Origin of the sequence: Xylanimonas oleitrophica, assembly GCF_003244315.1 — a bacterium.
Lineage (GTDB): Bacteria > Actinomycetota > Actinomycetes > Actinomycetales > Cellulomonadaceae > Xylanimonas_A > Xylanimonas_A oleitrophica.
In genome coordinates, this window is the sequence record NZ_QKWH01000004.1 from 1 (window position 1) to 24,205 (window position 24,205).

21 protein-coding genes are annotated in these 24,205 nt (G+C 75.0%); 12 read left to right on the forward strand and 9 right to left on the reverse strand.

Annotation, left to right across the window (positions count from 1 at the left end; genetic code table 11):
• Nucleotides 1-287 precede the first annotated feature (287 nt).
• The 6 genes from DNL40_RS07245 to DNL40_RS07270 all read left to right on the forward strand — a co-directional run bounded on the left by DNL40_RS07245 (nt 288) and on the right by DNL40_RS07270 (nt 7,042).
• On the forward strand, nt 288-1,115 hold the full coding sequence (locus DNL40_RS07245) for a hydroxymethylpyrimidine/phosphomethylpyrimidine kinase (RefSeq protein WP_111250592.1): 828 nt from the start codon (nt 288-290) through the stop codon (nt 1,113-1,115).
• 175 nt (nt 1,116-1,290) lie between these two features.
• Complete coding sequence (locus tag DNL40_RS07250; RefSeq protein ID WP_111250593.1) at nt 1,291-1,962, forward strand: YceI family protein; 672 nt, start codon at nt 1,291-1,293, stop codon at nt 1,960-1,962.
• A gap of 34 nt (nt 1,963-1,996) precedes the next feature.
• Complete coding sequence (locus DNL40_RS07255; RefSeq protein ID WP_111250594.1) at nt 1,997-2,500, forward strand: sigma-70 family RNA polymerase sigma factor; 504 nt, start codon at nt 1,997-1,999, stop codon at nt 2,498-2,500.
• On the forward strand, nt 2,497-3,342 hold the full coding sequence (locus DNL40_RS07260) for an anti-sigma factor family protein (RefSeq protein WP_111250595.1): 846 nt from the start codon (nt 2,497-2,499) through the stop codon (nt 3,340-3,342). Before DNL40_RS07255 ends, DNL40_RS07260 begins: the two co-directional genes overlap by 4 nt.
• Nucleotides 3,343-3,472: 130 nt before the next feature.
• On the forward strand, nt 3,473-6,214 hold the full coding sequence (locus DNL40_RS07265) for a phosphoenolpyruvate carboxylase (RefSeq protein WP_111250832.1): 2,742 nt from the start codon (nt 3,473-3,475) through the stop codon (nt 6,212-6,214).
• Between the two features lie 120 nt (nt 6,215-6,334).
• Nucleotides 6,335-7,042 carry a VOC family protein gene (locus DNL40_RS07270; protein ID WP_111250596.1) on the forward strand — a complete coding sequence of 236 codons (708 nt, stop codon included), beginning with the start codon at nt 6,335-6,337 and terminating at the stop codon, nt 7,040-7,042.
• 8 nt (nt 7,043-7,050) lie between these two features.
• On the opposite strand, the gene DNL40_RS07275 is transcribed toward DNL40_RS07270, so the two are convergent.
• Nucleotides 7,051-8,004, reverse strand: a complete 954-nt coding sequence (locus DNL40_RS07275) for a 5'-3' exonuclease (RefSeq protein WP_111250597.1) — start codon at nt 8,002-8,004, stop codon at nt 7,051-7,053.
• 92 nt (nt 8,005-8,096) lie between these two features.
• Here DNL40_RS07275 and DNL40_RS07280 point away from each other — a divergent pair, with 92 nt between their 5' ends.
• On the forward strand, nt 8,097-8,570 hold the full coding sequence (locus DNL40_RS07280) for a fluoride efflux transporter FluC (RefSeq protein WP_111250598.1): 474 nt from the start codon (nt 8,097-8,099) through the stop codon (nt 8,568-8,570).
• On the forward strand, nt 8,567-8,962 hold the full coding sequence (crcB, locus tag DNL40_RS07285; RefSeq protein ID WP_111250599.1) for a fluoride efflux transporter CrcB: 396 nt from the start codon (nt 8,567-8,569) through the stop codon (nt 8,960-8,962). Before DNL40_RS07280 ends, crcB begins: the two co-directional genes overlap by 4 nt.
• 9 nt (nt 8,963-8,971) lie before the next feature.
• Here crcB and DNL40_RS07290 read toward each other — a convergent pair whose 3' ends face one another.
• Both DNL40_RS07290 and DNL40_RS07295 read right to left on the reverse strand, forming a co-directional pair.
• Nucleotides 8,972-10,039, reverse strand: coding sequence for a sigma-70 family RNA polymerase sigma factor (locus DNL40_RS07290; RefSeq protein ID WP_111250600.1), 1,068 nt, complete (start codon nt 10,037-10,039; stop codon nt 8,972-8,974).
• 3 nt (nt 10,040-10,042) lie between these two features.
• Nucleotides 10,043-12,343: a SpoIIE family protein phosphatase gene (locus DNL40_RS07295; protein WP_179950993.1), complete on the reverse strand. Its 2,301-nt coding sequence runs from the start codon at nt 12,341-12,343 to the stop codon at nt 10,043-10,045.
• 175 nt (nt 12,344-12,518) lie between these two features.
• On the opposite strand from DNL40_RS07295, the gene DNL40_RS07300 reads away from it, so the two are divergent.
• Nucleotides 12,519-13,232, forward strand: a complete 714-nt coding sequence (locus DNL40_RS07300; RefSeq protein ID WP_245885744.1) for a hypothetical protein — start codon at nt 12,519-12,521, stop codon at nt 13,230-13,232.
• 78 nt (nt 13,233-13,310) lie between these two features.
• Nucleotides 13,311-15,341 (forward strand): penicillin-binding transpeptidase domain-containing protein, encoded by a 2,031-nt coding sequence (locus DNL40_RS07305; protein ID WP_245885745.1) that lies wholly within the window; start codon nt 13,311-13,313, stop codon nt 15,339-15,341.
• 80 nt (nt 15,342-15,421) lie between these two features.
• On the opposite strand, the gene DNL40_RS07310 is transcribed toward DNL40_RS07305, so the two are convergent.
• From DNL40_RS07310 to DNL40_RS07330, 5 genes are all read right to left on the reverse strand, one after another.
• Nucleotides 15,422-15,715: an SHOCT domain-containing protein gene (locus DNL40_RS07310; protein WP_111250834.1), complete on the reverse strand. Its 294-nt coding sequence runs from the start codon at nt 15,713-15,715 to the stop codon at nt 15,422-15,424.
• A 155-nt stretch (nt 15,716-15,870) separates the two neighbouring features.
• The gene (locus tag DNL40_RS07315; RefSeq protein WP_111250603.1) at nt 15,871-16,536 is read right to left on the reverse strand and encodes a response regulator; all 666 of its coding nucleotides are present in this window, start codon (nt 16,534-16,536) and stop codon (nt 15,871-15,873) included.
• Nucleotides 16,533-17,957, reverse strand: a complete 1,425-nt coding sequence (locus DNL40_RS07320) for a sensor histidine kinase (protein ID WP_111250604.1) — start codon at nt 17,955-17,957, stop codon at nt 16,533-16,535. The genes DNL40_RS07315 and DNL40_RS07320 overlap by 4 nt, the downstream gene beginning before the upstream one ends.
• A gap of 150 nt (nt 17,958-18,107) precedes the next feature.
• Nucleotides 18,108-19,358, reverse strand: coding sequence for an amidohydrolase (locus DNL40_RS07325; RefSeq protein ID WP_111250835.1), 1,251 nt, complete (start codon nt 19,356-19,358; stop codon nt 18,108-18,110).
• Nucleotides 19,359-19,414: 56 nt separating this feature from the next.
• Nucleotides 19,415-21,469, reverse strand: coding sequence for an NAD(+) synthase (locus DNL40_RS07330; protein ID WP_111250605.1), 2,055 nt, complete (start codon nt 21,467-21,469; stop codon nt 19,415-19,417).
• 89 nt (nt 21,470-21,558) lie between these two features.
• Between DNL40_RS07330 and DNL40_RS07335 the strand changes: the two genes are divergently transcribed.
• On the forward strand, nt 21,559-22,209 hold the full coding sequence (locus DNL40_RS07335; protein ID WP_245885746.1) for a copper resistance CopC family protein: 651 nt from the start codon (nt 21,559-21,561) through the stop codon (nt 22,207-22,209).
• Nucleotides 22,210-22,271: 62 nt separating this feature from the next.
• Here the strand turns inward: DNL40_RS07335 and DNL40_RS07340 are convergent, their stop codons facing one another.
• Complete coding sequence (locus DNL40_RS07340; RefSeq protein WP_146252044.1) at nt 22,272-23,435, reverse strand: hypothetical protein; 1,164 nt, start codon at nt 23,433-23,435, stop codon at nt 22,272-22,274.
• Nucleotides 23,436-23,804: 369 nt separating this feature from the next.
• On the opposite strand from DNL40_RS07340, the gene DNL40_RS07345 reads away from it, so the two are divergent.
• Nucleotides 23,805-24,086 (forward strand): HU family DNA-binding protein, encoded by a 282-nt coding sequence (locus DNL40_RS07345; RefSeq protein WP_111250607.1) that lies wholly within the window; start codon nt 23,805-23,807, stop codon nt 24,084-24,086.
• The last annotated feature ends 119 nt before the right edge of the window (nt 24,087-24,205 follow it).

Below are 24,205 nucleotides of genomic sequence, written 5' to 3' on the forward strand. Positions count from 1 at the left end.
GGCGAGGGCGGCCACGGCCGGCGCGATGCGCATGTATGGACCTTTCACGAGGTTCGAACAGACTTCGGCGTCTTTGCCCCCTGACGCGCTCGTTGCCCGAACATACCGGTTTCCGATGGTCTGCGGACAGGGGCGACGACAGGATCGGGAGCGGGCGGCAGCGGGGAGACGACGGGCGTGATGACGGGCGGACGGCCCCGCCACCCGGGCCCCTGACGCGCGTACCCTGGAGAGCCACACATGCCGCGACGTCCCGCCGCGGCGCAGCACCTCGAGGAGCGCCCAGCATGACCACGCAGAACCCGCGCCTCGCCTACGTGATCGCCGGCTCGGAGGCGACCGGTGGCGCCGGCATCCAGGTTGACCTGAAGACGTTCCAGCAGCTCGGCGTGTACGGCGTCGGCACGCTGACGTGCATCGTCTCGTTCGACCCGAAGAACGACTGGGGGCACCGGTTCGTCCCGGTGGACCCGCAGGTCATCGCCGACCAGTTCGAGGCCGCGACCGCCACGCACGACCTCGACGTGGTGAAGATCGGCATGCTGGGCACGCCCGCCACGATCGACACGGTCGCCCAGGCGCTGGCCACCAAGCCGTGGCGGCACGTGGTGCTCGACCCGGTGCTCATCTGCAAGGGCCAGGAGCCGGGCGCCGCGCTCGACACGGACAACGCGCTGCGCGAGCAGGTGCTGCCGCAGGCCACCGTGGTGACCCCCAACCTGTTCGAGGCCAAGACGCTGGCCGGCATGGATGCCATCGAGTCGGTCGAGGACCTGGCCGAGGCGGCCCGCCTCATCCACAAGCAGCTCGACACCTCGGCCGGCCCGCGCTACGTGGTCGCCAAGGGCGGCGTGGAGCTGCCCGGCCCGGACGCCGTCGACGTGCTGTTCGACGGCGACGAGGTCACGGTCCTCTCGGCACCCAAGGTGGGCGAGGAGCGCGTCTCCGGTGCGGGCTGCACGTTCGCCGCCGCGATCACCGCGGAGCTCGCCAAGGGTGCGGAGGTGCCCGACGCGGTGCGCGTGGCCAAGCAGATGGTGACCGAGGGCATCCGGGCGCGGGTCGAGGCCCGCACGCCGTTCGCCACGGTGTGGCAGGGCGCGTTCGCCGGCTGAGTCCCGCGCCTGCCGCTCGACGGCTGCGGAAGGTCACGAGACCCCGGGAGGTTTCGTGACCTTCCGCAGCCGTCGGCGGTTGCAGCGGTCCCCGTCCGCGTTGAACCGCACGGCCCTCTCACCCGTCGTGAGGGGCGGGGGCCGCACCCGGCGGCCCGGGGAGAGGGGTGGTCACGTGCGCACGGGGACGAAGGTGGCGGTGGGCGCGGGCGCCGCCGTGGTGGTGCTGGGTGTCACGGCGGCTCTCGTCGGGCCCGGGCTGTACGCGGACTGGGCCGGCCGCGCGACGGCGGAGGAACCCACCCTGGCTGCCACGTCGTCTGCGGTGGACCCCGCCACGATGACGGGTACCTGGACGGTGGGCGAGGGCTCGTTCGCCGGCTACCGCGTGGACGAGGTGCTGGGCGGCGAGGACGTCACAGTGACAGGCCGCACCGAGCAGGTGGACGGTGCGGTGACGCTGGAAGAGGGCACCGTCACGGCCGCCGAGATCGTGGTCGACATGGCCAGCGTGGCCACCGACGAGTCACGGCGCGACGACTACTTCCGCTCACGAGCCCTGCACACGGACACCTACCCGACGGCCACGTTCACGCTCACCGAGCCCGCCGAGGTGCCCGCGGGCGCCACCGCCGTGGACCTCGCGGGCGACATGACGATCCGCGGGGTCACCCAGCCGGTCACCGTGGCCGCCCAGATCGCCTCCGACGGCGAGGGCGTGCAGGTGGTGGGCAGCGTGCCCGTCACGTTCGCCGACTTCGGCGTCGAGGCGCCCTCGCTGGGGTTCGTCACGGTGGAGGACGACGGCGCCGTCGAGTTCGACCTGCGCCTGGTCCCCGAGGGCTGAGCGGAGGCCACGGCATGGAGACGGGGACCGCCCGGTGACCACGGGCGAGGAGCTGCTCGAGGCGGTGCACGGCGCGCACTCCGCGGACCTGCACCGGTTCGTGGTGCGCCTCGCCGGCGACGAGCAGCTCGCGCAGGACGTCGTGCAGGAGACCCTGCTGCGCGCCTGGAGCCACCCGCAGGTGCTCGAGCGGCCCGCCGACGCCGTGCGCGCCTGGCTATTCACCGTGGCGCGCAACCTCGTCCTCGACCACCTGCGCAGCGCCCGCCACGCGCGCGAGCGCACCACCGGCACGCTGCCGGAGCGGCAGGAGGCGGACCGCACCCAGGCCGTGCTCGACGGCTGGCTCGTGGCCGACGCCCTCCAGCGGCTGTCCCCCGAGCACCGCGCCGTCGTCGTCGGCGCCTACTACGGCGGCCGGTCGGTGGCCGAGCTCGCCGCCGAGCAGGGCGTGCCGCCCGGCACCGTGAAGTCCCGCATGCACTACGCCATGCGAGCCCTGCGGCTCGCGCTGCAGGAGAAGGGAGTCACCGCATGAGCACCGCGCCCGGTGGCCACGACCCCGCCGACCCGTACCGGGAGTGGGACGCCGCGTACGTGCTCGGAGCGCTCGACCCCGCCGAGCGGCGCGAGTACGAGCAGCACCTCGCCGTCTGCGACGCCTGCCGGGCCGCCCTCGGCCACCTGGCCGGCCTGCCCGGCCTGCTGGGCGCCGTCGAGCCGCAGGACCGTGCGGCGCTGCTCGCCGACGGCGTGCAGCCCACGCCGGGTGGGGCCGACGTCGTGCCGCTCGCCGCCGTGGCCTCCGCCGCGCGGCGCTCGCGGGCCCGACGCCGGTCGCTGCTCGTCGCGGCGGGCGTCGCCCTGGTGGTGGCGGGAGGTCTGGGGGGAGCGGCGCTCGGTGGCGGCGGCCCGGCGGGCGTGAGCACCGGCCCTGGTGTCGCGACGGCGGGGCCCGACGGCGGTGGGTCACCGCACGCGGCCTCCGGCGCGCGCGACCTGGTGCTGGAGCCGGTGGGGGACACCGACGTGCGGGCCGAGCTGACGGCGACGCCGACGGCGTGGGGCACGCGGCTGGACTGGCGGTGCCGCTACCCGGTGCCGCCCGCAGGGCCGGTGCCGGGCAGCACGGGCGGCACAGGCAGCACGGCCAGTGCGAGCGGCGCGGCTGACGAGGGCTACGGGGCGGGCGGCGACGTCACCTACGAGCTCGTCGTCGTCGACCGCACCGGGGAACGCACCGTGGTGGCCACGTGGAGCGCGGACAGCGGCGAGGCCGACGGGCTGGGGGCCTCCTCGGCCGTGGCGCTGGCCGACGTGCGACGGGTCGAGATCGCCGTCGGTGGCCGGCCCGAGCCGCTCGCCGCCGCCACCCTCTGATCCCGCCCGGCCAGCGCGGCAGGACCACCGCTCGGACACGATGCCCCGCGCTTGACCATCTCGGCATACTCTCTTGGTCGTGAGCGAGAAGAACCCTCAGGCGACCGAGCGCGTCGTGGCGCGCTACGAGATGCCCGACCCGCTGCGGGAAGACATCCGGCTGCTGGGCGGGCTGCTCGGCACCATCCTGCGGGAGACGGGCGGGCAGAGCCTCCTCGACGACGTCGAGCGGCTGCGCGAGCTGACCATCCAGGCCTACGGCGGCGACGCCGAGGCGCTCGACGCGGCCGACGAGCTCGTGGGCTCGTTCTCGCTCGACCGCGCCGACCAGGTCGCCCGCGCCTTCACCTGCTACTTCCACCTGGCGAACCTCGCCGAGGAGTACCACCGCGTCCGCGTGCTGCGGCAGCGCGAGCAGGAGGCCGGTGACGCCTCCGCGATCCTCGAGGAGTCGATCCCGCAGGCGTTCACCCAGCTCGCCGAGGAGGTGGGTCGCGAGGAGGCCCTGCGGCGGCTCCAGGAGATCGAGTTCCGGCCCGTGCTCACCGCGCACCCCACCGAGGCGCGCCGCCGCGCCGTCTCCCGTGCCGTGCGCCGCATCGCGGACACGCTGGCCGAGCGCGACACCCTGCGCCCCGGCGGGCAGTCCCTGGCCGAGATCGACCGCCGTCTGCTGGCCGAGATCGACATCCTCTGGCGCACCTCGCCCATCCGCGCCGCCAAGCCCACGGTGCTGGACGAGGTGAAGTCCGCCGTCGGCGTCTTCGACGCCACCATGTTCGAGACGTTCCCGGACGTCTACCGCCGCCTGGACGACTGGTTGCTGGGGGAGGACGCCGGGCGTGCCGAGCCGCTGGCCCGCCCGTTCGTGCGCCTGGGCACCTGGATCGGCGGCGACCGCGACGGCAACCCCAACGTGACGGCCGAGGTCACCCGGCAGGCCGCCGCGCTCGCCGCCGAGCACGCCCTGGTGGCCCTGGAGGAACAGACGCGCACGGTGGGCCGCAAGCTCACGGTGTCCCAGGAGGACACCCCGGCGTCCCCCGCGCTGCTGACGCTGTGGAACCGGCAGCGGCAGCTCTCCGAGGAGCTGACGGCCGCCGCCGCGTCCGAGTCGCCGCACGAGCCGCACCGTGCGGTGCTGCTGGTCGTCGCCTCCCGCGTGGCCGCCACGCGTCGTCGGGACGCCGACCTCGGCTACGCCGGGCCCGAGCAGCTCGAGGCCGACCTGACGTGCGTGCAGGACTCGCTCGTGGAGGCCGGCGCCCCGCGCGCCGCCTACGGGGACCTGCAGCGGCTCATCTGGCAGGTGCAGACCTTCGGGTTCCACCTCGCCGAGCTGGAGGTGCGCCAGCACTCGCAGGTGCACGCCGCTGCGCTGGAGGAGATCGCCGAGCACGGGCCGAACGGCCCCGAGCTGAGCGACCGCACCCGCGAGGTGCTCGACACGTTCCGTGCCCTCGGTGCGGTGCAGCGCCGCTACGGCATCCGTGCCGCGCGCCGCTACATCGTGTCGTTCACGCAGGCGCCCGAGCACCTGGCGGCCGTGTACCAGCTCGCCGAGGCGGCGTTCGACGACCCGGCCGACGTGCCCGTCATCGACGCGATCCCGCTGTTCGAGACCTTCGCGGACCTGGAGGGCTCGGTCGAGATCCTCGAGGCGATGCTGGAGATGCCGCAGGTGCAGGCTCGCCTGGAGGCCAACGGCCGCCGGGTCGAGGTAATGCTCGGCTACTCCGACTCGTCCAAGGACGTGGGCCCCGTGGCGGCCACCCTCGCCCTCCACAAGGCGCAGTCCCGCATCGCGGAGTGGGCGCGCCGGCACGACATCACGCTCACGCTGTTCCACGGCCGTGGCGGCGCCCTCGGCCGTGGCGGCGGCCCCGCGAACCGGGCCGTGCTGGCCCAGCCGCCGCACTCGGTGGACGGCCGCTTCAAGCTCACCGAGCAGGGCGAGGTCATCCTGGCCCGCTACGGCGACCCGGTGATCGCCGCCCGGCACATCGAGCAGGTGGCTGCCGCGACGCTGCTCGCCTCGGCGCCCAGCGTGGAGAAGCGCAACGCCGAGGCCACCGAGCGGTTCACCGACCTGGCGGCCGAGCTCGACGTGACCTCGCGCGAGCGCTTCCACGCCCTCGTCAAGGCCGAGGGGTTCCCGCAGTGGTTCGCCCAGGTGACGCCGCTGGAGGAGGTGGGCCTGCTGCCCATCGGCTCTCGGCCCGCCAAGCGTGGCCTGTCGGTCAACTCGCTCGACGACCTGCGGGCGATCCCGTGGGTGTTCTCCTGGTCGCAGGCGCGCATCAACCTGGCCGGCTGGTACGGCCTGGGCACGGCGCTCAAGGCGTTCGCCGAGAGCCACGCCGACGGGCTCGACGTGCTCCAGGCCGCGCACCGCGAGTGGCCGCTGTTCTCCACGCTGCTGGACAACGTGGAGATGTCCCTGGCGAAGACTGACGAGCGCATCGCCGCCAAGTACCTGGCTCTGGGTGACCGCGACGACCTGGCCGAGCAGGTGCTCACCGAGCTGCGCCTGACCCGCGAGTGGGTGCTCAAGGTGACGGGCAACCCGTGGCCGCTGGCCGGGCGCCGCGTGCTGGGCCGGGCCGTGCAGCTGCGCTCGCCCTACGTGGACGCGCTGTCCCTGCTGCAGGTGCGCGCCCTGCGCGCGCTGCGCACCGACGGCGCGAGCGAGGCCGAGGCGGCCGGGGCGCCGTCGTCGGGCCGCATCGTGGGCGGTGCGACGACCAGCACGGTGACCGCCGATGACGTCACGGCCGGTCGCGGCAAGGTGACCTCGTCCCGCGAGCGGTGGCAGCACCTGCTGCTGCTGACCGTGAACGGCGTGAGCGCGGGCCTGCAGAACACCGGCTGAGCCGGCCCGACGTCCCGTTCGGCAGAAGGTCCTCGGTTCGGCAGCTCGAGCTGCCGAACCGAGGACCTTCTGCCGAAAAAGTGGGCGGTTGCTGGGCGCCCCTGTGGGCATACTGGCGAGATGACGCCACTGGTGACGTTCCACGCCCTGGCGATCGACGCCGTCGACGCCTCCGCCCTCGCCGCGTTCTGGGCGCGCACCCTCGGGCTGCGGGCCGAGCAGCCCGACGGCGGTGCCGTGGCGCTGCACGGGAAGCAGCCCGGTCAGACGGTGTGGGTCAACCCGGTGCCCGAGCCCAAGACGGTCAAGCAGCGGGTACACCTCGACGTGCGGGCGCGCAGCCTCGACGACCTCCCCGGTTCCCCGCGCCTGACCGAGCCCGGGCAGTACCCGTGGACGGTGCTGGCCGATCCCGAGGGCGGCGAGCTGTGCGTGTTCACCTACGAGGACGTCGCGGACTACCGGCTCAAGGACGTCGTCGTGGACTGCGCCGACCCGGGTGCTGTCGCGCGCTGGTGGCACGGGTTGTGGGGCGGGGAGCTCGGCCACGACGCCGAGCACGGCTGGTGGTGGATCGACGGCGCGGCCGGCGTGCCCTTCGAGTCGTTCGACTTCGGGCCCGTCCCGGAGCCCAAGACGGTCAAGAACCGGATCCACTGGGACGTCGAGCTCAACCCGGGCGTCACCGTGGCCGACCTCGTCGCGTACGGGGCACGCGTGGTGCGGGAGCCGGACGACGAGATCCGCTGGACCGTCATGGCCGACCCGGAGGGCAACGAGTTCTGCGTCTTCTCCCCCGGGGTGGAGGAGCCGCCGTACGCCGAGTGAACCGCCGGTCAGCGCGAGCCGAGCGCCTTGAGCACCCGGTCGACGCTCGACCGCAGCCCCCAGCGGGCGGTCAGCTCCTCCAGCGCCGCCCGGTCGGCGGGATCGCGCGGCACGGCGTCGTCGTGCTCGGTGCCGGGCCCGACGGCGACCGGCACGTCCGTGGCCACGCGCACCACGCGCGGGGCCACAGCCAGGTAGTCGGCGGCGTCGAGCAGCCGCTGGCGCTGCGTCTTGGTGAGGCCCGGGTCGCCGGCGTCGCGCGCGGCGAGGATGCCCTCCAGCGTGCCGAACCTCGCCAGCATCGTGGCCGCCGTCTTCTCGCCGATGCCCGCGACGCCCGGCAGGCCGTCCGAGGGGTCGCCGCGCAGCACGGCCATGTCGGCGTAGGCGGAGCCGGTGGGCACGCCGTACTTCTCCGCCAGGCGGGCCTGGTCGACGACGTCGGGGTCGCGGACACCGCGCGCCGGGTACAGCACGCGGACGCGGGCGGCGTCGTCGACGAGCTGGAACAGGTCGCGGTCGCCGGTCATGATGCTGACCGGGCCGCCACCGGCCGCGACCTGGCGGGCCGCCAGCGTGCCGATCACGTCGTCCGCCTCGTAGCCGGGAGCGCCCACCCGGGCGATGCCCAGCGCCTCCAGCACCTGCGCGATCACCGGGATCTGCGGCACCAGCGCCTCGGGCACCTCCTCGACGTCCGTGCCGCCGGGACCCTCGCCCGCCCGGGCGACGCGGTGCGCCTTGTAGCTGGGGATCGCCTCGACGCGCCATGCCGGCCGCCAGTCGTCGTCCCAGCACGCCACCATGCGCTCGGGCCGGTGCTCGGTCACCAGGAACGCGATCGTGTCGAGCAGGCCGCGCACCGCGTTGACCGGCTCGCCCTGCGGGGAGCGCAGCGAGTCGGGCACGCCGTAGAACGCGCGGAAGTACAGCGACGCGGTGTCCAGCAGCAGGAGGCTCACGGGCCACAGCCTGCCACGAGCGGTCCGTGGCCACGGGGCGGCGCAGCGGCCTGGTGCCGGTCGTCCGGAGGGCGGGCCTGCATGATGGAGGGGTGACCTCGGCCCACCCTGCCCCGCACCGTGACGTGCGGCTGCTCGGGCTGGTGGCCCTCGGCGGCGCTCTCGGCTCGGTGCTCCGGTACGCGGTGTCGCTCGTGACGCCCGCGCCGGGCGGCTGGCCGCTCGCCACGCTCAGCGTCAACGTCCTCGGCGCGTTCCTGCTCGGGTTCCTGCTCGAGGCCCTCGCTCGCCGCGGCCCGGAGACCCGCCGCCTCCAGCGCCTGCGCCTCACGCTCGGCACGGGCGTGCTGGGCGGGTTCACCACGTACTCGTCGTTCGCGCTGGAGATCGAGCGGCTGCCGCAGGACGGCGCTGCGGCCGTCGCGGTCGGCTATGCCGCCGCGACGCTGGTCGTCGGCACGCTGGCCGCCGTCGTCGGGGTCGCGCTCGGGGCGCGGGTGCCGGCGAGCACGAGCAGTCGGCTCGTCCGGCTGGCGGAGGAACGAGCCGAGGGGGAGCAGGGATGACCGGCCCGCTGGCGTTCCTGCTCGTCGCGGTGGGCGGCGGGCTCGGGGCTGCCGCCCGGTTCTGGCTGGCCGACTCCATCAAGGCCCGCCGGGCCACCGAGCTGCCCTGGGGCACGATCACGGTGAACGTGCTCGGGTCGTTCGTCATCGGTGTCGTGGCGGGGCTGCTGCTGAGCGTGGGGCGCTCCGGCGAGCTCGAGGCGTGGCGGCTCCTGGTCGCCACGGGCCTGTGCGGCGGGTTCACCACCTTTTCCACAGCCACCGTGGAGACGGTGACGCTGCTGCGCGCGGGTCACCTGGGCCGGGCGCTGGTGAACACCCTCGGCACGCTCGCCCTCACCCTGGCCGCCGTCGTCGCGGGCATCGGCGCGGTCGCCCTCGTCATTCCCTAGCTGGAGCCCTCACGCCGCGAGGTCGGGGTCCAGGCGCTCGGGCAGCCCGAAGCGGGGGAACCACGAGCCGGTGTCGAGGAACGTGGTGATGCCGGCGACCTTGCCGTCGTCGTCGGCCTCGAGCACCACGAGCCCCCAGGCGTACCAGCCGCCGTGCACCGGGTCGGGCCGGTACTGCCCGAACGCGGGCGACCCGTTGGCGCGTACGGGCAGGCACCGCGAGCCGCGGCACTCGGCGCCGGGGCCGAGCATCCAGGCGGCGATGTGCTCCTTGCCCTGCACCCACATGGAGTACGGGGGCATGTTGAGCGCGGCGTCGTCGCGCAGCAGCGCCACGAGCGCTTCCATGTCGTAGCGCTCGAACGCGTCGAGGTACTTCTCGAGCATGGCCTGGGCCCAGGCGGCGCCGGGCCCGCTGCCGCGACCGGTGCGCGCACCGGGCAGGGACGACGTCGTCTCCAGGGTGGGTGCCTTCTCGTCCAGGGTGGCGCGCGCCCGCTGGAGGGCGCTGTTGACGGCGGCCACGCTGGTGCCGAGCAGCTCTGCGGTCTCGGCGGCGGACCAGCGCAGCACCTCGCGGAGCACGAGCACGGCCCGCTGGCGCGGGGGCAGGTGCTGGAGGGCGGCCACGAACGCGAGCCGGATGGACTCGTGCCCCACGGCCATCTGCGCGGGGTCGCCCTGGCGGGGCAGCACGGCGTCGTCGGGCACGGGCTCGACCCAGCGCTCCTCGGCCAGCGTCTCGCCGAAGCGCTCGAGCTCGGGCGGCTGCGCGGCGCCCAGACCCATCGGCCGTTCCCGCCGGTGGGCGGCGGAGCCGAGGTGGTCGAAGCAGACGTTGGTGGCGATGCGGTAGAGCCAGGAGCGCAGGGAGGACCTGCCCTCGAACCGGTCGTGGGCGCGCCAGGCGCGCAGCATGGTCTCCTGCACGGCGTCGTCGGCGTCGAAGGCTCCGCCGAGCATCCGGTAGCAGTAGCCGGTCAGCTCGGAACGGTAGGCGTCGAGCGCGGCGCCGAGCTCGCCGTCGCCGGCGTCAGCCCGTGCCGCAGCGTCCGGACGCAGAGCCGCCTGTGTCATGGGTCACACGCTACGCCGTGACCCCGACACCCGTCCCGCCGGCCGCTCGCCCATCTCGAACCACACCGTCTTGCCCGCCACGTCCGTGCCGTGCCGGCCCACGATCTCGGTGCCGTCGTGGTCGTCCACACCCCACCGGGTCGCCAGCCGGTCGAGGAACTGCACACCGCGGCCCGAGAGCTCGTGCGGCTCCGGGTCCTTCATCTGCGGCAGGTCGGTCGACGCGTCGCGCACCCCCACCCGGAACCAGCCCGCGCTGATCTCCACCATCACGCTCACCCGGCCGCCCGCGTGCTCCAGGGCGTTGGTCAGCAGCTCGCTCGACAGCAGCATCGCCGTCCGCCGCTCGCGGACCTCGACGCCCGACGTCTCCAGCATGTCGTCCACCCACCGCCGGGCGGGACCCAGGTCGCTGAGGCTGTTGGCCACGCGCCGCTCGGCGCGCACGATGCCGTCCTGGGCCGGCGGCGTGCCCGGGCTGCTGCCCGGGGTGGGCGGGCGCACGGCCGGGACGGCCGCCGTCGGCGCCGCGACACGGGCCCGCACCGCCAGCACGGCGACGTCGTCGCGCTGCGGCGTCGCCACCAGGCGACGCACCAGAGCCCCCGGGAGGGTGGCGGTGGCGGCGTCCCGGGTGGCGGCGAGCGCGTCGGCGAGCAGGGTGATGCGGTCCTTCAGGAGGGACCCCCGGGCCTCCACGAGCCCGTCGGTGTACAGCAGCAGCGTCTCGCCGGGCCGCAGGATCGTCGTGTGGTCGTGCCGCTGCGTCGACGGCGCCACGCCCAGCAGCAGGTCGGGCACGGCCTGCAGCCGTTCCACGAACCCGCCCTGGCGCAGCACCAGCGGCGGAGGATGGCCGGCGTTCGCCCACGTGAGCACGTAGGAGCCGGGCTCCAGCACGATCCCGCTGCCGCCCGGGGCCTGGCGCTCCAGCCGCACGACGACGGCGGTGGCCCCGGCGTCAGGGCCGAGCTGGTGGTTCGCGCGGTCCAGCAGGGTCAGCAGCGCCGACGGCGACTCGTCGTGGCTCCACGCGAGCGCCCGCAGCATCGACCGGAGCTGGCCCATGCGGGCGGCGGCCTGCATGTCGTGCCCCGTGACGTCGCCGATCATCAGCACGGTGGTGTCGTCGTCCACCACCACGACGTCGTACCAGTCGCCGCCCACCTGGTCGGTGCGGGTGGCGGGCGCGTACGTGGTGGCGATGTCGAGGTTCGCCACCGCGGGCGGGTCCGTCAGCAGCGCCTCCTGCAGCGTGGTGGCCACGTGCCGGCGGGCCTCCAGCAGCGCCACCCGGTCCAGGGCGTGCGCCACGTAGGGGGCCAGCGTGCTCTGCAGCGACGCCGTGTCCTTGTCGTGCGCCCGCTCGGAGTCCCAGCGGGTCACGACGACGGCGACCACCCGTCCGTGGGCCTGCACCGGCAGCACGGAGCACGCGCCGTCGTGGTCCAGGCGCCCCGCCAGGTGCGGGTACCGTGCCGAGAGCTCCGCGCCGCTGGAGAAGAACAGCGGCTTGCCGGTGCGCGCCACCTCCGGCACGGGCAGGTTGTCGGTGGTGCGGGAGCGCACCGGCGCCGCGGAGCGCGGCCGCTTCCCCGCGGGGGCGACGTCGACCCCGGCCGAGACGAACGTGATGTCCCGGCGCTCGTGGTCCACCAGGGCCAGCGCGCACGAGTGCGCACCCATCCCGGAGCGCACCACGCGCAGGATCGCCTGCTCCACCTGCACCGCGCTCGTGGCGTCAGCGAACGCCTCGGACAGGCTCAGCAGCAGCTGGGAGCGCCGTTGCGCCTTGCGGGCGGCGCGCTCGGCCGCCTTGGCGCGCTCGCGCTCGGTGCGCAGGCGGATCTCACCGCTGCAGGACGCCGCGAGGTCGGAGAGCGTGGCCAGGTCGCCCTCGGTCCAGGAACGGGGGCGGGTGTCGATCGCGACGAGGGCACCGACGGGCTTGTCGTCGCCCGCGAGCACCGGCAGGGCCGCGACGGCGCCCGCGGCGGCACCGAACAGCGCGCACACCGTCGCGGCGCGGGGGTCCTGGGAGACGTCGGCCAGCACGAGCGGCTTGCCGCTCTCCACCACGCGGCGGGTGATCGAGTCGTCGATCCGTACGCGGCGCGTGGTCTGGTAGGGCTCGGGCATGCCCAGCGCGCCCGGGAGCACCACGCCGCCGGGCGCCACCAGGGACACGGTGGCCACGGCGACGTCGAGCTGGCGCCGCACCAGGCGCACCACCCGGTCGAACGCCTCGTCGGCGCGCGAGAGCCCGAGCCGTGGCTGCGGGATCACCGGGGCGTCCTGGGGCATTCGCCCAGGATGAGCCATGAACGGCCCCTGGTTCCAGGTGAACGGCGTTCTGGGGGCGCGGCTTCACCTCTCCGGTCCTACCGATTGCGATCTGCGTCACACCGCGCGCACACTGGAAACCTGCCTGTGGACACTCACGGACTGTTCTTCCCGGACCCGACACGGGGGTGGAGTGGTGGTTGGAAACCAGAGCACGTCGTCGTCCTTCGAGGCCCTGCCCATGCTCGGCCGCGGCAAGCACCGCAACCCCAAGAAGGGCGCCTGCTTCATGGAGCTCGCGTCCTTCCTGGCCGGTGAACGGTGGAGCGACCACCCGCAGTGCACGCACCCGCTGCTCGCGATGCTCGCCCGCGCCGTCAACGACCTGACCTCCGACGCCGCCCGGCCTCGGCTGGCGCCGCTCATCCCGTCCGTCATCGGGCTCACGAGCGACGACCCCCGCTGGGACGTGCGCATCGCGCTGCGCGCCGCGCGGACCGCCCTGCCCGTCGCACCCGCAGACCGGCAGCAGACCCTGGCCGTCGCCATCATCGGCGCCGAGCGCATGCTCGACGTCCTCGACGGGCGCCCCGAGGGCTCCCTCGAGCCCGAGAGCGTCGAGGCGCTGGCCGCCGTGCCGCGCACCGCCGAGTGGGCGCAGAAGTTCTGCGCCGGGACGCACGTGCGGCCCAAGCGGTTCGTGCGCGACGCCGCCCCCTCCGTCGTCTCCACGGCGGTGCAGGGCATCAGCGAGGCGTTCGTGCCCGACGTCGACGCCCGCCTGCGCGAGCTGCTCGCCGCCGTCATCGGCGACGCCCGCCGGTGGGCCGGCCGGCTCGACGAGGACGCCCCGCTGGTGCGCGAGTCGTGGGAGCCGGTGGTCCGACCCGCCACGGTCGGCTCGCACTGACCGTGCGCGACGGGGGCGTCACGCTTTCGCCCGCGGTTCTCACCCGGATCGCCGCACCGCTCGGCTAGCCTCCGTCGGGTGCGCACCCGCATCCGCACCACCTCGCCCCGCAGCACCGCCGCTCGCGGCGGCCTCGCCCGCCGCCTCGCCGCGCTGCTGACCGTCCCTGCCCTCGCGCTGCCCCTGGCCGCGTGCACGGGCACCGAGATCCCGGCGCCCGACGCCGCGGCCCGCGCCCTCGTCGGAGGGCTGCAGGACGGCTCGCTGGAGGGCGTGGAGGTCACCACCGACACCTCGAGCGACCCGCAGGCACAGCTCGACGAGATCCTCGCGCCGCTGCTCGAGGCCTCGGGGGCAGAGCACCCGTCCGTCGAGCTGGCCAAGGTCGCCACGGTGGAGGAGGGGGACGACGCCGGGCGGCGCGCCACGGCCACGCTCAAGTGGACGTGGGCGCTGGGCGGCGACGCCGAGTGGACGTACCTGACCCGCGCAGAGCTGGAGTACCAGGACCCGCCCGAGGGGTCCGACGGACCGGGGGAGTGGGCCACCGGCTGGACGCCCTCCATCCTCGCCCCCGACCTCGCACCCGGGGAGCGCATCGCCGTCGAGCGCGTCGCCGCCGAGCGTGGCGACATCCTGGACGGGAAGGGCGAGCCGCTCGTGACCACCCGCCCGGTGTGGCGGATCGGCATCGACAAGACCCGGGCCGGGGCCGACACGTGGGACGCCTCGGCCCGCGCCCTGGCGGAGCTGGTGACCGCCGGTGGCGTCGCCGTCGACCCGCAGGCCTACGCCGAGCGCGTGGCGGCCGCAGGGCCCAAGGCGTTCGTCGAGCTCGTCACCGTGCGCCAGGAGGGCTCGGACGTCGACGTCGACGCCGCCCGCGGCATCGTGGGCGTCAACGTGATCCCCGCCGAGCGCGAGCTCGCCCCGACGTCCACGTTCGCCCGCCCGATCCTCGGCCGCTCCGGCGAGGCCACCGCGGAGATCGTGGAGGAGTCCGAGGGGCGCGTCCAGCCGGGCGACGTCACCGGGCTCTCCGGCCTGCAGCGCCAGTACGACGCCCAGCTCGCCGGGACGGCCGGCCTCGTGGTGCGGACCGTGCCCGCAGGTGGCGACGACGCCTCCGCCGAGGCGGCCGGCACCGAGGGCGACGGCTCGCGCGAGCTGTTCCGGCGTGACGCCGTGGACGGCACGCCGCTGCAGACCACTTTCGACGTCGCGCTGCAGGAGCGCGCCGAGCGCGTCCTGGCCGACGTCGGCCCGGCCAGCGCCATCGTCGCGATCCGCCCGTCCACGGGCGAGGTGCTGGCTGCCGCCTCGGGTCCCGGCAGCAACGGCCTCAACACCGCGCTGGCGGGCAAGTACCCGCCCGGCTCCACGTTCAAGGTGGTCGACGCCCTGGCCTTCGCGCGCAAGGGCGTCGCTGCGGACACCCCCGTACCGTGCACGCCGTCGATCAACGTCAACGGCCGCCAGTTCAACAACGTGCCCGAGTACCCGGCCTCCGGGCTGGGCGACGTGCCGCTGCGCACCGCGTTCGCGCACTCCTGCAACACCGCGATGATCAGCCAGCGCGACAAGGTCTCGCAGCAGGACCTGCACGACGCGGGCGTCGACCTGGGCCTCGGGGCGCCCTCGGCACTCGGTGCCCCGGCCTTCTTCGGCAACGTGCCCACCGACGCGACGCCCGCCCAGCACGCGGCGACGATGATCGGCCAGGACCGCGTCGAGGCCTCCCCGCTGACGATGGCCACCGTGGCGGCGAGCATCGCGGCCGGCAAGCGCGTCGAGCCGGTGCTCGTGCGGCCCGCCGAGGCCCCGCAGACCGAGCCGGCTCCCGAGTCACGGCTCACCGCCGACGAGGCGGCGGCCGTGCGCGGCCTCATGGGGGCCGTGGTGAGTGACGGCAGCGCCGGCCTCCTCAAGGACGTGCCCGGCATCGTGGGGGCCAAGACGGGCACCGCCCAGTTCGGCGACGGCTCCCGCCAGCACGTGTGGATGATCGCGATCGCCGACGACCTCGCCGTCTCGGTGTTCGTCGAGGAGGGCGACCGGGGCTCGTCCACGGCCGGGCCGCTGATGAAGGCGTTCCTCACCGGGTCCTGACCGCCGCCGCCCTCCTGCGTGCGGGCACGCAGCCTTCCCCGCACGCCGGGGTGGAGGCTCCGTGCCCGCACGACCGGGGATCAGCGCTCCCGCGCCTCCGGGCGCAGCACCTGCAGGCGGGTGCGGTACTCGGCCTCGTCGATCTCGCCGCGTGCGTAGCGCTCGCCCAGCACTGCGACCGGGTCCGGTCCGGTGCCGTGCCGCCAGCCCGGTGGGACCCATCCGCGGCGCGTGCGCCGGATCACGAAGAACACCACCGCCGCGGCCAGCAGGAACCACAGGATCGGGAACACCACCCACCACCCGGGTCCGCCGCCGTAGGCGGGGCCCCAGCCGGGGTGCGACGCGAGAGCACCGGTGTACGTCGTGAGCATGGCGACCTCCTCGGGTCCGGCCGGGGTCTGCCCCACGGCCGTGCGGCCGACCTCCGGCCGCACCACCAGGCTGCGCTGCCGCAGGCCGCGCCGTCGTCACCCCTGCGTGCCGAGGTCGGTACCCCCGTGGTGCCGCCTCGGGCACGGCGGACCGCTCACGTGCTCCAGCCAGGCCGGACCAGCCCCGCCTCGTAGGCGACCACCACGAGCTGGGCGCGATCACGTGCGCCCAGCTTGGTCAGCACCCGCGACACGTGCGTCTTGACCGTCGACTCCGACAGGAACAGCGTGGCCGCGATCTCGTCGTTGGCCAGCCCGCGCGCCACCTCGACCAGCACCTCCCGCTCGCGCGGCGTCAGCTCGGCCAGGCCCGGCGGCGGGGCGACGTCGCGGGTCCCCAGCGCCACCCGGGCCAGCAGCCTGCGCGTGACCGTCGGGGAGAGCAGCGCGTCACCGGCGGCGGCCACGCGCACGGCGCGCACCAGGTCCGCCGGCTCGGTGTCCTTCACGAGGAACCCCGACGCCCCGCCCCGGATCGCCTCGGCCACGTACTCGTCGTGCTCGAACGTCGTCACGACGACGACGTGCACGCCCGCCGCTCTCGGGTCGGACACGATGCGGCGCGTCGCCTCCAGCCCGTCGAGGCCCGGCATCCGCACGTCCATGAGCACGACGTCGGGCAGGTGCTCGAGGGCGAGGCGCACGGCCTCGTCCCCGGTCGCGGCCTCGCCGACCACCCGCACGTCGGGCTCGGCGTCGAGCAGCGCGCGGAACCCGCCGCGCACCAGCGCCTGGTCGTCGGCGAGCAGGACGTCGATCACCGTTCCTCCTGGGGGTCGCCCGCCGGCGGTGCCGCGGGCTGCGGGCCTCCCGGGGGCGCGAGCCGCTCGGCGTTCCCGCGGACCGGGCCCGGCCCGTCCTCCGGCAGCCTGGGCCACGGCAGCCAGGCGCGGACGAGGAACCCGCTCGCGTCGGCTCCGGCGTCGAGCGTCCCACCCACGCCCTCGACACGCTCCCGCATGCCGAGGAGACCGTACCCCGCGGGCGCCGCGGTGCCCTCAGGGGCGGCGGCGCCCGCGTCCGGTGCGCCCACGGCGGTGCGTCCGTCGTCGTGCACGGTGACCACGAGCGTGCGGTGGCCTGTGCCTGTGCCTGTGCCTGTGCCTGTGCCTGTGCCTGTGCCTGTGCCTGTGCCGTCGTCGTCCGCGACGGCGACGCGCACGTCGACCCGGGTGGCGTCCGGGGCGTGCCGGCGCACGTTCGTCAGCGCCTCCTGCACCACCCGGTAGACCACGCCGGCCAGGTGGTCCGGGACCGAGCGGGCCCGCGGGTCGACGTCGAGTGCGGTGAGCCTGCCGGTGCCGGCCAGCTCGACCAGGCGGGGCAGGGCCTCGAGCGTCCACGTCGGGGCGAGCGGCGCGTCACCCGAGGGACCGGCACCGCCGTCCCGCACGACGCCGAGCACGGCCCGCACCTCGTCGAGCGCCTCTCCGCTGGTGGCACGGACGTTCGCCAGGGCCGTGCGCGCCTGCTCGGGGTCACGGTCGAGCAGGTGCAGCCCCACCCCGGCCTGGACGTGGATGGCGGAGAGCGAGTGGGCGAGCACGTCGTGCATCTCGCGGGCGATGCGCAGCCGCTCGGCGGCCACGGCGGTGCGCTGGCGCTCCGCGAGGCTGCGGGCCGCCTCGGCCCGGGCGCGCGCGGTGCGGGCCAGCCTCTCGCGCAGGCCGCCGGCGAGCAGCAGCAGCACGGCGAGCCACGCGGCGCCGGCCGTCAGCACGGCGGTGCCGGGGGCGTCGTCACGGAGGGCGGCGGCGGACCACACCGCGCCCACCAGCACCACGGCCCCCGACCACGCGGCGCGCCGTGCGGGAGCGGCCGGCCCGCTGAGCAGCACGCCGGCGAGCAGCACCGCGGCGCCACCCACCACCGGCCCCCAGGGGTAGCCGGCCAGCAGGTACGTGCCGGTGGCGGCGGCGCCGAGCACCGCCGCCGTGCGGGGACGGTGCGGCAGCAGGAGGGCGAGCGCCGCGGGCGCGACCAGCACGAGCAGCAGCGCGCCCGCGTCGAGGGGCCGCGACGCCGGCACGGCCGCGGGCCAGCCGCCCTGCCAGCCATCCGGGTGCCCGGCAGGGCGACCGTGGGCGGCCGCGAGAGTGCCCGCCACGGTGACGATCGCGACGGCGAGGGCCAGGAAGACGCGCGGGCGCCGGCGGTCGAGGGGACCGGTCGGCGGCTGCATGGTCTGACGCTACGCCGCCGGCGCCGCCGTGGGCGTCAGCCCGGGGTGCCGCCCGCCGTCCGACCCAGGTACCGCTCGCGGGCCTCACCCGGCCGGTGGCGGGCGACGGTGGACGAGGAGCGGGCGCCGGGTGGGCGACGGGCGGATGGGTCAGGCGAACCGGGCCTCGCGCTCCAGGACCCGGCCCGCGCCCCGACCGCCGTCCGCGGCGGCGTCCCAGGTGTAGACCTCGGTGCCGGTGACGAACACGTGCTCGGCGCGCGAGCCGACGTCGAGCGGGTCGCCCGACCACACCACCACGTCGCCGTCCAGGCCGGGAGCGAGCGCACCCACGCGCTGGTCCAGGCCCAGGAACTGCGCGGGGTTCACCGTCATCGCCGCCAGCGCCACGTCCCGGTCCAGGCCCTCCTTCACCGCGAGCGACGCCTGGTGCACCAGGAAGTTGATCGGCACCACGGGGTGGTCGGTGGTGATCGCGACGCGGACGCCGGCCTCGGCCAGGCGGGCCAGGTTCCCGATGGCGCGGTGCCGCAGCTCGACCTTGGACCGGCTGGTGAACAGCGGGCCGAAGATCACCGGCACGTCCTTCTCGGCCAGCACGTCTGCGAGGAACGCGCCCTCGGTGCCGTGGTTGATGACCAGCCGGTAGCCGAACTCCTCGGCCAGGCGCAGAGCCGTGGCGATGTCGTCGGCGCGGTGGGTGTGCTGGTCCCAGGCGAGCTCGCCCGCCAGCACACGGGCCAAGGTCTCCTTGGCGAGGTCGCGCTCGAACGGCTCACCCTTCGCGGCGGCGGCGTCCCGCCTGGCGGCGTACGCCTGCGCCTCCACGAAGGCCTGGCGGATCACGGCCGCGACGCCCAGCCGGGTGGAGGGCAGCTGCTTCTTGTCGCCGTAGACCCGCTTGGGGTTCTCGCCGAGCGCGGACTTCACGGACACGGCGTCGCTGACGACCTGCTCGTCCACGGTGCGCCCGCCCCACGACTTGATCGCCACGGTCTGCCCGCCGATGGGGTTGCCCGAGCCGGGCTTGACCACCACGGACGTGATGCCGCCGGCCAGCGCGTCCCGGAAGCCCTCGTCCTCGATGTTGATGGCGTCCAGCGCACGCAGCGCCGCACCGTTGGGGTCGGTCATCTCGTTGGTGTCGTTCCCGGCCCAGCCCTCGCCCTCCTCGTGCACGCCCACGTGGCCGTGCGACTCCACGAAGCCGGGCAGCACCCAGCGCCCGCCGGCGTCGAGGGTGCGCACGCCGTCGGGCACGACGACGTCGGCGCCGACGGCGGTGATGACGCCGTCCTCCACCAGCACCGTGCCGTTCTCCACCGGCGCGGAGGCCACGGGCACGACGTAGGCGTTGGTGATGGCGACGGACGAGCGGGCGGTGCGGATCGGAGAGGTCATGCTCTCCATGTAACACCGGTCGTGTTTCGCCGCGGCAACGGTCCGCGGGGCGGACCTCACTCCTGCGGGACGTTCGCCTCCAGCTCGGCCAGCCAGGCGGCCGCGCTCGCGTCCGACGGCATCCGCCAGTCGCCGCGCGGGGACAGCGTGCCGCCCGCGGCCACCTTGGGCCCGTTGGGGATCGCGGACCGCTTGAACTGGTTGGCGAAGAACCGGCGGAAGAACAGCAGCATCCAGCGGCGGATCGTGGCCAGGTCGAACTCCCCGCGCTCGTCCTCGGGGAAGTTCGCCGGCCACTGCCCGGAGCCGGCGTCGTGCCACGCGTGCCACTGGAGGAACGCGATCTTGCTGGGCCGCATCCCGTGCCGCAGCGTCCAGAACAGCGTGAAGTCCTGGAGGGCGTACGGGCCGATCTTCGACTCGGTGGACTGGAGCTTGCCGTCGTCGTCGGCGGGGACGAGCTCGGGGGAGATCTCCTGGTCGAGGATCTCGTCCAGGACCGTGTTGGTGTCGTCGTCGAACTGCCCCGACGTCATCACCCAGCGGATCAGGTGCTGGATCAGCGTCTTGGGCACGCCGGTGTTCACGGCGTAGTGGGACATCTGGTCGCCGACGCCGTAGGTGGCCCACCCGAGCGCGAGCTCGGACAGGTCGCCGGTGCCGAGCACGATGCCGCCCTGGTGGTTGGCCTGCCGGAAGAGGTAGTCGGTGCGCAGCCCGGCCTGCACGTTCTCGAACGTGACGTCGTAGACCTTCTCGCCGCGGCCGAACGGGTGGCCCATGTCCTTGAGCATCTGCGTCGCGGCGGGGCGGATGTCGATCTCCTCGAACGTCACGCCGAGGGAGCGGCCGAGCCGCCAGGCGCGGTCCTTGGTCTCGGTGCCCGTGGCGAAGCCGGGCAGCGTGTAGGCGAGGATGTCGGAGCGGGGCCGGCCCAGGCGGTCCATGGCCTTGGCGGCCACGATGAGCGCGTGGGTGGAGTCGAGCCCGCCCGAGACGCCGATGACGATCTTGGGCTGGCCGATCGACGTCAGCCGCTGCTCCAGGCCGGAGACCTGGATGTTGTACGCCTCGTAGCAGTCGAGGGCCAGGCGCTCGGGGTCGTCGGGCACGAACGGGAACCGGTCCACCTTGCGGCGCAGGCCGATGTCGCCCGACGGCGGGGAGAGCGTGAACTCGACGGTGCGGAAGTCCGCGGTGCGGCCCGCGAGGGTGCGCCGGTTGTCGTCGAACGTGCCCATGTGGAGGCGCTCCTGGCGCAGGCGGTCCAGGTCGACGTCGGCGACGGTGCGCCGCGGGCCGTCGGGGAAGCGGTCCGTCTCGCCGAGGAGGTCGCCCACCTCGTAGATCATCGTCTGGCCGTCCCACGACAGGTCGGTGGTGGACTCGCCCTGCCCGGCGGCCGCGTACACGTAGGCGGCCAGGCAGCGCTGGCTGGCACTGCGCACCAGGAGACGGCGCTCCTCCGCGCGCCCCACCGTGATGGGGGAGCCGGACAGGTTGGCCAGCACGGTGGCGCCGGCGAGCGCGGCCTCGGCGGACGGTGGCACGGGCACCCACATGTCCTCGCACACCTCGACGTGCAGGCGCAGCCCGGCGACGTCGGCGGCGGCGAAGATCAGGTCGGGTCCGAACGGCACCTCCTCGCCCAGCAGGCGCAGCGTCTGCCCGCGGCGGTCGTCGCCGGCAGCGAACCAGCGCCGCTCGTAGAACTCGCGGTAGGTGGGCAGGTACGACTTCGGTGCGACGCCCAGGATGCGGCCGTCGTGCACCACCACCGCGCAGTTCAGCACCCGCTCGCCCACCTCCAGGGGCGCGCCGACCACCAGCACGGGGCGCAGCCCCGCGCTCTCCTCGACGACGTCGGCGAGGGCGTCGAGCACGCCCTCCAGCAGCACGTCCTGCAGGAACAGGTCGTCGATCGAGTAGCCGGACAGGCACAGCTCGGGGAACACGGCCACGGCCACGCCGTCGTCGTGGCAGGCGCGGGCCTGCTCGACGACGTGGGCGGCGTTGGCCGCCGGGTCGGCGACGCGGACGGGGATCGTCACCGCGGCGACGCGTGCGAAACCGTGGCGGTAGGCGGACCAGAAGTCGCTCGAGGAGGACATGTCCCCGAGTCTGCCCGACGTCGTGCCTGCTCACCGGGCAAGGGCGCACGGCTGCCCGCGCAGGGTGCCGGGCACGTAGGGTGTGCGGCATGTCCGCACGCCGCCTGGTCACCGTCGTCGTCGCCGCGCTCCTGGCCGGCGCCATGCTCGTCTCCACGTTCGCCGGGGCAGTCATCATGGCCGCACCGGCCAGCGCGCACGACCGTCTCCTCTCCTCCGACCCGGCCGACGGCGCCACCCTCGACGCCGCGCCGGCCAGCGTCACCCTCACGTACTCGGCCGAGCTGCTGCCCACCGGGGCGCAGGTGGTGGTCACGGCGGACGGCACCGACGTCGGCGTCACGGACGTGCAGGTCGCGGGCACCGACGTCGTCGCCGCGCTGCCCGCCGGCCTCCCGGCCGGCGCCTACGAGGTGGCGTGGCGGGTGGTGTCCTCGGACGGCCACCCCATCGACGGCACGACGACGTTCACGCTGACGGCCCAGGCGGAGCCGGCGCCCCCGGCCGAGGCGGCGACGGCGAGCCCCGAGCCCGAGGCCGCCGCAGCCTCCTCCGAGACCGAGCCGTCGCCCGCTGGGACGGCGGGCACGGACGACGGCGAGCACGCGGAGCACGACGGGACCGGCCTCTCCGGCTGGACGGCGGGGCTGATCGCGCTGGCCGTGGTCGGCGGCGTCGTCGCGCTGATCGCGGCCCGCCGTCGGGCGCAGCACGGCTTCGGCCCGCCCGGCCAGGACTGACCGGCTGCTCTCCCGCCCGACGTCGCCCCCTGACGGTGCTGCTGCGCGACTGCGCAGCGCCGTCAGGGCACGCGGTGGGCGAGGATCGCGCGGGCGGCCTCGTACTGCTCGGCGGTGAAGCTCGACTGGTAGCGCACCGAGCTGGCACCGAGCAGCAGAGCCACGGCGTCGGCCGACTTCTCGATCCCGTTGCCGCCGAAGATCTCGTCCAGCCGCGCACGGTAGGCCGAGAGGCTGGTGCCCGTGCTGGCCATGGTCCAGTTCTGGTGCACGTGCGCGATCTCGTGACGCAGCACGTCCTTGGTGCGGTCCAGGCGGCCGTCCAGGCGGGCGGCGTTGAGGATGATGGTGCTCGACCCGGGCATCCAGACGCCGCCCAGGTGCCCCTGCGGGTCGCCCCACTCGATGCGAGCGCCGCCGCCGCCCGGCAGGGTGCGCAGGAACGCCTCCGCCTCGGCCCGGTACGACGGCGCCGCCGGGGGAGCCGCCGCCGGTGCCGGGGCCTCCCCGGGGCCGGCGTCCGCGGCGGCGGTCGTGCCGCCCGTCGCAGCCTGGACGTGCACCGAGCCCCCGCCGCCGCTCCGCTTCACGGTGCCCGAGCTGCTGCGCTTGGCGGCGGCCGCGGCCTCCCGCGCAGCCTTCGCGGCAGCCTCAGCAGCCGCGCGCTCCCGGGCGATCCGGTCCTGCTCCTCCTGCCACGCCTGCTGTGCGGCCACCAGCTCCTCGGCGCGCGGCGGGAGGGCCGCGACAGCCTCGTCGTACGTCTGGCCGGCTGCCTCGAGCTCGTCGATGTCGGTGAGCACGCCGAGGCCGGCGGCCGCCACCCGCACGCCCACGGCGGCGCGGTGGGCGGCGTCGACGGCGGCAGCAGCCTGGGCGCGCAGCTCCTCGCTCGCGTTGGGCGAGGCTTCGAGCGCCTCGTGCACCGGTGCGACGGCGGCGTCGACGCCCGCCAGCCCAGCGACGAGCTGGTTGCTGCGGAACGCCGTCCACGACGCCTGGAGCGACGACGATCGCGCGTCCAGGCTCTGGGCCAGCCGTGCCGCCCGCTCGGCCGCCGCGGCCCGTGCCGCCGCCTGCGCGGCGGCTCGCTCGGCGACGGCCGCCTCGGCACGGCTCTGGGCGCCCGCGGAGATGACGGGTGCAGCCCAGGCGGCGCTCGCGACGGCCATCGTCATGGTCAGCACGACGGCGACGGCCGCGGTGCGCGTTCTGGCGCGGTGCACGGGCATACCTCCGAGGAGACGAGGCCCGGGCCGGGGGCACGGCGAGGTCCGGCCCTCCGGCCTGGGCCGGGGCTGGCCTCATCCTGACCTGGGAGAACACATTTGGCGCGGCGAAAGCGCGCGTGTCGCGAAATGGGTCTTGACCGGATAACCCGGACACCTGTAATGAGGTGCCTCCGGCGACAGCCTGGTGCCGCTGCGGAGAGGGCTCCGAGAGGGCTCCGGGGACGACACCAGCCGCGCGAACTCGCGGAAATCCGCGAACGTTCCCTAGTGTGTCTCCCAGTCTCCCGGCCCTCGGCCGCGAGAGGCTCGAACGTGACGCCGCCCGGCACCCGCCGTGCGGCGTGAACTGGAGAAGGGATTCGCATGTCGCTCAACAAGTCCGAGCTCGTCTCGGCGATCGCTGCCAAGTCCGGCCTCACCAAGGCGGACGCGGAGAACGCTCTGAACGCGTTCCAGGAGGTGCTGATCGAGTCGCTCGGCAAGGGCGAGGCCGTCAAGGTGACGGGGCTGCTCTCGGTCGAGCGCGTCGAGCGCGCCGCCCGCACGGGCCGCAACCCCCGCACGGGCGAGGAGATCTCGATCCCGGCCGGTTACGGCGTGAAGGTCTCGGCCGGCTCGCTGCTGAAGAAGGCCGTCGCCAAGTGACGCCCCGCTGACGCCTGACGTCAGCACCACGAAGGCCCGTCCCGCGTGCGAATCGCGGGGCGGGCCTTCGTCGTGCGTGGCCCGCGGCCTGCCGCCGCCCGGCGCGGCGCGGCTCGGCG